The organism is Kitasatospora sp. NPDC054768, assembly GCF_053612025.1.
The window spans coordinates 24,608-30,607 of the sequence record NZ_JBSHBN010000114.1; the positions used below are offsets into that span (position 1 = coordinate 24,608).

The 6,000-nt window shown below is 77.2% G+C and carries 7 protein-coding genes; 2 read left to right on the forward strand and 5 right to left on the reverse strand.

Annotation, left to right across the window (positions count from 1 at the left end):
- Positions 1–125: 125 nt before the first annotated feature.
- Both ACWGKU_RS28260 and ACWGKU_RS28265 read right to left on the reverse strand, forming a co-directional pair.
- Complete coding sequence (locus ACWGKU_RS28260; protein WP_401054985.1) at positions 126–644, reverse strand: hypothetical protein; 519 nt, start codon at positions 642–644, stop codon at positions 126–128.
- 104 nt (positions 645–748) lie between these two features.
- Entirely contained in the window at positions 749–1,456 is a 708-nt protein-coding gene (locus ACWGKU_RS28265; protein WP_452178961.1) for a TetR family transcriptional regulator, read from the reverse strand.
- An 82-nt stretch (positions 1,457–1,538) separates the two neighbouring features.
- On the opposite strand from ACWGKU_RS28265, the gene ACWGKU_RS28270 reads away from it, so the two are divergent.
- On the forward strand, positions 1,539–2,477 hold the full coding sequence (locus ACWGKU_RS28270; protein ID WP_452178960.1) for an oxidoreductase: 939 nt from the start codon (positions 1,539–1,541) through the stop codon (positions 2,475–2,477).
- On the opposite strand, the gene ACWGKU_RS28275 is transcribed toward ACWGKU_RS28270, so the two are convergent.
- Positions 2,449–3,705: an Imm7 family immunity protein gene (locus ACWGKU_RS28275; protein ID WP_452178959.1), complete on the reverse strand. Its 1,257-nt coding sequence runs from the start codon at positions 3,703–3,705 to the stop codon at positions 2,449–2,451. The two genes, ACWGKU_RS28270 and ACWGKU_RS28275, sit on opposite strands and share 29 nt — an antisense overlap.
- Here ACWGKU_RS28275 and tpx point away from each other — a divergent pair.
- Entirely contained in the window at positions 3,704–4,204 is a 501-nt protein-coding gene (gene tpx / locus ACWGKU_RS28280) for a thiol peroxidase (RefSeq protein WP_452178958.1), read from the forward strand. The two genes, ACWGKU_RS28275 and tpx, sit on opposite strands and share 2 nt — an antisense overlap.
- A 595-nt stretch (positions 4,205–4,799) precedes the next feature.
- Here tpx and ACWGKU_RS28285 read toward each other — a convergent pair.
- On the reverse strand, positions 4,800–5,006 hold the full coding sequence (locus ACWGKU_RS28285) for a hypothetical protein (protein WP_452178957.1): 207 nt from the start codon (positions 5,004–5,006) through the stop codon (positions 4,800–4,802).
- 369 nt (positions 5,007–5,375) lie between these two features.
- Positions 5,376–5,699 (reverse strand): DUF6191 domain-containing protein, encoded by a 324-nt coding sequence (locus ACWGKU_RS28290; RefSeq protein WP_452178956.1) that lies wholly within the window; start codon positions 5,697–5,699, stop codon positions 5,376–5,378.
- Between the last annotated feature and the right edge of the window lie 301 nt (positions 5,700–6,000).

The following is a 6,000-nucleotide window of genomic DNA, read 5'->3' on the forward strand; positions in this document are numbered from 1 at the left end:
CCCCGTCGCGCCCGCGGATCCCCCGCGGACGCCGCGGGGCGAGCGCCTTTCCGGGCGCCGGGGGCGGGGGGCCGGGCGCCGGGGGCGGGGGGCCGGGCGCGGGGCGCGGGGGCCGTCCGGGGCGGTCAGTCGTCGGCGGCGACCAGGAGGGTGACGGTGTCCGCGGCGCGGTCGACGAGGACGAGCTCGTGGAAGTCGGTGTGGACGGGGCCGTAGTCGTGGCGGGCGTCCTCGGGAGGGTGCACGAGCAGGTAGCGGGCGTGGGCCCGGCGGGCGGGGGCGTGGACCTCCCGCTCCAGCCGCGCGAGCAGCGCCGGCGGCACCGGGCCGTGCTGCAGCGTCCAGGCCTCGACGAGGTCGACCGCCGCCTGCGCCGGCACGGGCGCGTAGCTGTCGGGCGTGATCCGCTCCACCCACCACTGCCCGTGCCGCGGCCAGTCCCGGGCCCCGGCCCCGTCGTAGGTGTCCCGGAACTGCGGGTGCGCGATCAGCGCGGCCAGCACGTCCCGGTCGTGCGCCCCGGCGACCGGCCCGAAGCGCTTGATGTCGACCCACCGGAAGGCGTGCCGGTTCCCCTCGAAGCCGAAGTCCCCGAAGTCGACCAGCGTCCGCTCCAGGTGGACGAGTTCCGCCGTGGTCTCCATGCCCCGCATCGTAGGGGGTTCCCGCGCCGGCGCGCCTCCCTTCCCGCCCGGTCCGTCCCCCCGGGCCTTCCCCCGGCCCTGCCCGGGCCCGGGGCGTGGCGGGCTCAGGCCGTGGCGGGGGCCCCGCCGGGGGCGGGGGTGCGCACGACGGCGTCCAGGGCCGGGGCGATGACGGCGAAACAGTTCTCCGTCAGCACCGCGACGTCCACCCCGCCGCCGTCCCCGCCCGCGCCCTCACCGTTGCCGGCGCCCTCACCGTTGCCGGCGGCGTCGCCGTCGTCGGCGGTGCTCCAGCGCTGCAGGACGGTGTGGAAGGCCGCCAGTGCCATGTCCGCGGCCAGCCGCGGGTACAGCTCGCGCGCGGCGTCCAGGCCCAGGCGCCCGGCGAGCTGCGCGGCGAGCTCGTCGCGCCACTGCGCCTGGCGTTCCAGGAAGCGGGCGAGCAGGGCGGGGGTGGTGAGGATCAGTCGCACCACCCTGCGGGCGCGTTCCTCGTGCCCGGCGCAGTCCTCCACGCAGCGCCACACCGCGTGCCGCAGCGCGACCGAGGGCGTCTCCTCGGCCGGGCGGGCGGCCAGTTCCTCGCGCATGGCGGTGCCGAGCGCGGCCAGGAACTGGACGACCACATCCTCCTTGGACGCGAAGTAGCGGAAGAAGGTGCGCTTGGACACCCCCGCGGCGGTGGCGATCTCGTCCACCGTGACGGCGTCGAACCCGCCGCCGGCCAGCAGGTCCAGGGCCGCGCGGGTCAGCTCGTCGGCGACGAGCTGGCGCTTGCGCTGGGCCAGGGTGGCGGCGGGTCGGGAGGTCACCGCCCCATCCTAGCCCCCACGCCACTCACGTCATCGAACGTCAGTCTTGACACTTGGTGACATGCAGGGCAGCGTGAGCCGTATGACACCGAGCAACCGGACCCCCGACCCCGCCCCGGACCTCAGCGGGCGGGTGTTCGTCGTCACCGGCGCCGCCGGCGGCCTGGGCCTGGCCACCACCACCGCCCTCGCCCGCCGCGGCGCCCACGTCGTCCTCGCCGTACGCGACGAGGCCAAAGGCCACCGCGCCACCGCCCACCTGCGCGCCGAACAGAGCGGCGCCCGCCTGGACGTACGCCGCCTGGACCTCGCCGACCCCGACAGCGTGCACGCCTTCGCCCAGCGCCTGCGCGAGGACGGCGTGCACCCCGACGTCCTGGTCAACAACGCCGGCGTCATGGCACCCCCGCGCACCCTCACCCCCCACGGCCACGAACTCCAGCTCGCCGTCAACCACCTCGGCCACTTCGCCCTCACCGCCCACCTCATCGACCTGCTCGCCCGCGGCCGCGACCCCCGCGTGGTCACCGTCACCTCCGCCAACCACCGCCGCGCCCGCATCGACTTCGACGACCTGAACGGCGAACACGCCTACTCCCCCATGGGCCACTACAACCAGTCCAAACTCGCCAACGCCGTCTTCGCCCTCGAACTGCACCGCCGCCTGAACGCCGCCCGCAGCCCCGTGCGCAGCGTGCTCGCCCACCCCGGCTACGCCGCCACCGCCCTGCCCCGCGCCGGCACCGTCACCGGGGTGCGGCTGCTGTTCGGACACCTGCTGCGCCCGCTCGCGCAGTCCCCCGCCCGCGGGGCGCTGGCCCAGCTGCACGCGGCGACCGCGCCGCAGGTGCGCGGCGGGGAACTGTACGGGCCGAGCGGCCTCGGCGAACTGCGCGGAACGCCCGCGCTCACCTCGCCGGCGCCCCGCGCGCAGGACGAGGCGGTGGGACGGCGACTGTGGGAGGTGTCGCAGGAACTGACCGGGGTGCCCTTCACCGTCCCCGGGACCGGGGACGCCTGACCCCCGCGCCCGCGCCCGGGACGGGGCCGGGACGGGGCCGGGACGGGGCAGGGGTGGGGCCGGGGTGGGGCAGGGGTGGGGGCGGGGGTGGGGGCGGGGGTGACGGGGCGTCACCGGTCGCCCCGGCCCCGCGCGGGCGACCGGGCTGCCGGACGGGGCGGGGCCGGACCGGGGAAAGCCGGGTACGCGGCGGCGGAACGCCCTGCCACGACGGCGGACCCGGTCGGCGACACCGCCGGGCCCGCACCCCCGGGCGCGCGAGCCCCCGGTGACGGCACGGCCGGTCCCGCGCCCGGTCGCCGACGACGGACGCCCGGCCCTCCACGGGACCACCTGGCACCGCACCCCCACCGGCCCCGCCACCCCGGACCTCGGCCACGGCCCCACCGCCGGCGCCCCCACCGGCCCGGCCGGTGGTCGCCCACCGCGCGGCGCAGCCGGGGCCGGGCGCCCGCGCACCCCGCCGCCGCCTCGGGTCGCAGCCGTCAACTGCCGCAGGCCGCGGGCCGGTTACGGCCGGGCGGGTGCGCGTCGGTGCCGGACCGGCGTGCGCATCCAGGCCGTCCCCGCCCGTGCGGGGGCGGGCGTTGCCCGAGGTCGCCCGCGCGGGGGGCGCCGGGACGCCGTAGCGCGCCACGGCCCACCGGTGTCGCGCCGAGGAACGCGGGTGTGCTCGGACGTGGAACGGGTCCTCCAGGACCGGGACGCGGGGCGGCAGCAGCGGCGAGGGGCCCTCGGTCGCCCGTCCGCGGACCGTCCCGGTCAGGCGCATCCCGTTCTCGTGCCCGGGGTCCTCGTCGTCGCGCACGTGCGGCAGGCCGTACGAGCGCGGTGCCCGTGTCCCGGCCTCCCGGAAGAAGGACGGGATCCGCTCGTCACGGTGGTCGGTGAAGCCCGCGAGGTGGACGAACGGCTCGCCGTTCATCCACCCCGGGTCCAGGAGGTGGGGGCCGGAGATCTCCCGCAGCCGCTCGTCGTCGGCGGCGGCGGCGGCGGCGCTGTGCGCGGCCTCGATCCAGCCGCGGTACCCGAACACGGCCCGCACCCCTACCGGCGGGCCCCACCACGCCCCGGGGCCGGGCCGGGGCCGGGGCGTGGTGGGGTCGGGGTCGGGGTCGGGGTCGGGGTCGGGTGTCCGGTCGGTGGCCGCCCCCTGGCGGGGTCCGGGGCGGGCAGTAGGATCGGCGGCGTTGCATCCCGTACACACCGCTGGTAGGAGGCTTTTCATGGCTCAGGTCACGATGAAGGGGAACCCGGTGCAGGTCGGTGGCGCGCTGCCCGCCGCCGGCAGCCAGGCACCCGGGTTCACGCTGGTCGGCGAGGGGCTCGCGGACGTGTCCCTGAAGGACTTCGCGGGCAAGCGCAAGGTCCTGAACATCTTCCCCAGCATCGACACCCCCACCTGCGCGACCTCGGTGCGCACGTTCAACGCCAAGGCCGGTTCGCTGGACAACACCGTGGTGCTGTGCGTGTCGGCCGACCTGCCGTTCGCGCAGGCCCGGTTCTGCGGCGCCGAGGGCCTGGAGAACGTCAAGACCCTCTCCACCCTGCGCGGGCGGGACTTCCACGACGTGTACGGCGTGGCGATCGCCGACGGCCCGCTGGCCGGCCTGACCGCCCGCGCCGTCGTCGTCCTGGACGAGAACGACACCGTCCTGCACACCGAGCTGGTCGCGGAGATCGCCGACGAGCCGAACTACGAGGCCGCGCTCGCCGCCCTCAACTGACCCGCCCGGCACCGCACATCCCCGGTGCCGCCCCGCAGTCCGTGTCCGCGGTCCGTGTCCGCGGTCCGTGTCCGCGGTCCGTGTCCGCGGTCCGTGACGGCCCGCCCCGCCCCTTCCCCGCCCGCCCCGAAGGCGGCGGGCAGGGACGGCGGCGGGCCGCCGCACACCCACCCCCGGCCCGCACACCCCGGCCCGCCCGGCCGCCCCGCCCGGCCCCCACCCTCCGGGACGCGCCGCGGCGGACCTCCCCGCCCGCGACCGCGCCGAGGCCAGGGGCCCGGTGGCGCCGACGCCACGGCCGCCCGCACCGCGACACGACCGGCACAGGACGGTCGAAGGAGCAGCACGCACGGATCTCGCCGGGAAGCACGTGGTGGTCACCGGGGCCGGACGCGGGTTCGGCAGGGCCTTCGCGCTGCACGCCGGCCGCACCGGCGCACGCCTACGGCACGGGAGCGCAGGGCTCCCCCGGCTGCCGCGGATCGACGGCCGTGGCGGGAACACCGCCGGGTGGTCGACGGCGTGAGGTTCCGACTCACCGTCCGCGGCCGGTCACGCCGAATGACCGATCCGGTGGCGCAATCGGCGCGCCGGGTCACCGGATCCGGATCCGGATCCGTACTCCGCCACCGACCTGCGACGCCCGCCGGGCGGCATCGAGGATGTCCTCCGAACGATCGGCCAACTCCCTGACGCGTCGGGCTACGGGCTCGGGCGAGCCCGTCCGGGCCGCTGCGGACTCGACGTCGTCCTTCGGCAGCAGGACCCCCTCGACGAACTCCGCGACGTCGGCCGGCGCCACGCGAAGCCCCCCCCGACCGACCGGCCGGCCGGCCCGGGGGGAGGGGGAGAACCGCGCGCCGAGCGGGCGGACGCTCTGCCACCCCCGGGAGCGTGGAACGCCGGCTCTCCAGGCCGGCACGATCCGACGGGCCTTCGCGGACGTCGGGGAAACGGGACCCGCCACCGTCGTCAGTGGTGAACACACCGACCGGCAACACTCATGCGCGCAGTGGATCACGCGCTCGCCCTGGCGGTCCACGCCCCTTTCCGGCCGCTGCGGCCGGAGCGGCCCGCCGGTGCCCGCGAGGCGAGGAGGACCTGCCTCCACCCCCGGGAACCGTCTCAGAAGCGGATCTTGCGGTGAGGGGATCGCGCACGGTAGGCGCGGCTACCTCCGCCGTCGAACGACAGCGGTGCCGCCGGCCAGGTCGACACCGGTGCGGGGCGGGGCGCCGGCGTGGTCGTCGTCCCGCACGACCAGTCGAGTGCGCCGCTGCTCGATCTGCACGCGCTTGTTGGCATGGAAGAAGGCGTGCAACTCCTCGGTCGCGGTCGCGCCGAGGCCGAGCCCGCCGCTTCGCGGTCGCGTGGTCAAACGGCGGCACAACCATCCCGGACGGCCGGATCGCACCACGAGATGCCGGATCGAGGCCAGCGTGAAGGGCACGATCACCAGCACCGCCATGAAGAACAGACCCGCCGTCATCACCATGCCGGCCCAACCCGCGAAGGTGACACAGCCGTTCCTGACCGTATGCCGCCGATCACGGCGGCACCGGCCAGATCCGTTCGCCGATCACGGCGACCGGCACCGCCGCTTCGCAGCGGACAGCGGGCCCGTCACACCGCGCGCGGACGGGCCCGGACCCTGACACGCGGCCCCGCGGACGGACCGGGGCCCGAACCCGCCGCCCCGAACACCGGTGGACAGGCCCCGCGGACGGACCGGGCCCGGCCCCGACACGAGCAGACGGGCCCGGACAAGGGCGCGCCACCCCGGCTCCGGGGTGGCC

Bases quoted from the DNA above. Each gene is read 5' to 3' on its own strand.
- ACWGKU_RS28260 (WP_401054985.1), bottom strand. From the start codon at position 644: ATGGAGACCACGGCGGAACTCGTCCACCTGGAGCGGACGCTGGTCGAC.
- ACWGKU_RS28270 (WP_452178960.1), top strand. From the start codon at position 1,539: ATGACACCGAGCAACCGGACCCCCGACCCCGCCCCGGACCTCAGCGGG.
- tpx (WP_452178958.1), top strand. From the start codon at position 3,704: ATGGCTCAGGTCACGATGAAGGGGAACCCGGTGCAGGTCGGTGGCGCG.
- ACWGKU_RS28275 (WP_452178959.1), bottom strand. From the start codon at position 3,705: ATGAAAAGCCTCCTACCAGCGGTGTGTACGGGATGCAACGCCGCCGAT.
- ACWGKU_RS28290 (WP_452178956.1), bottom strand. From the start codon at position 5,699: ATGGTGATGACGGCGGGTCTGTTCTTCATGGCGGTGCTGGTGATCGTG.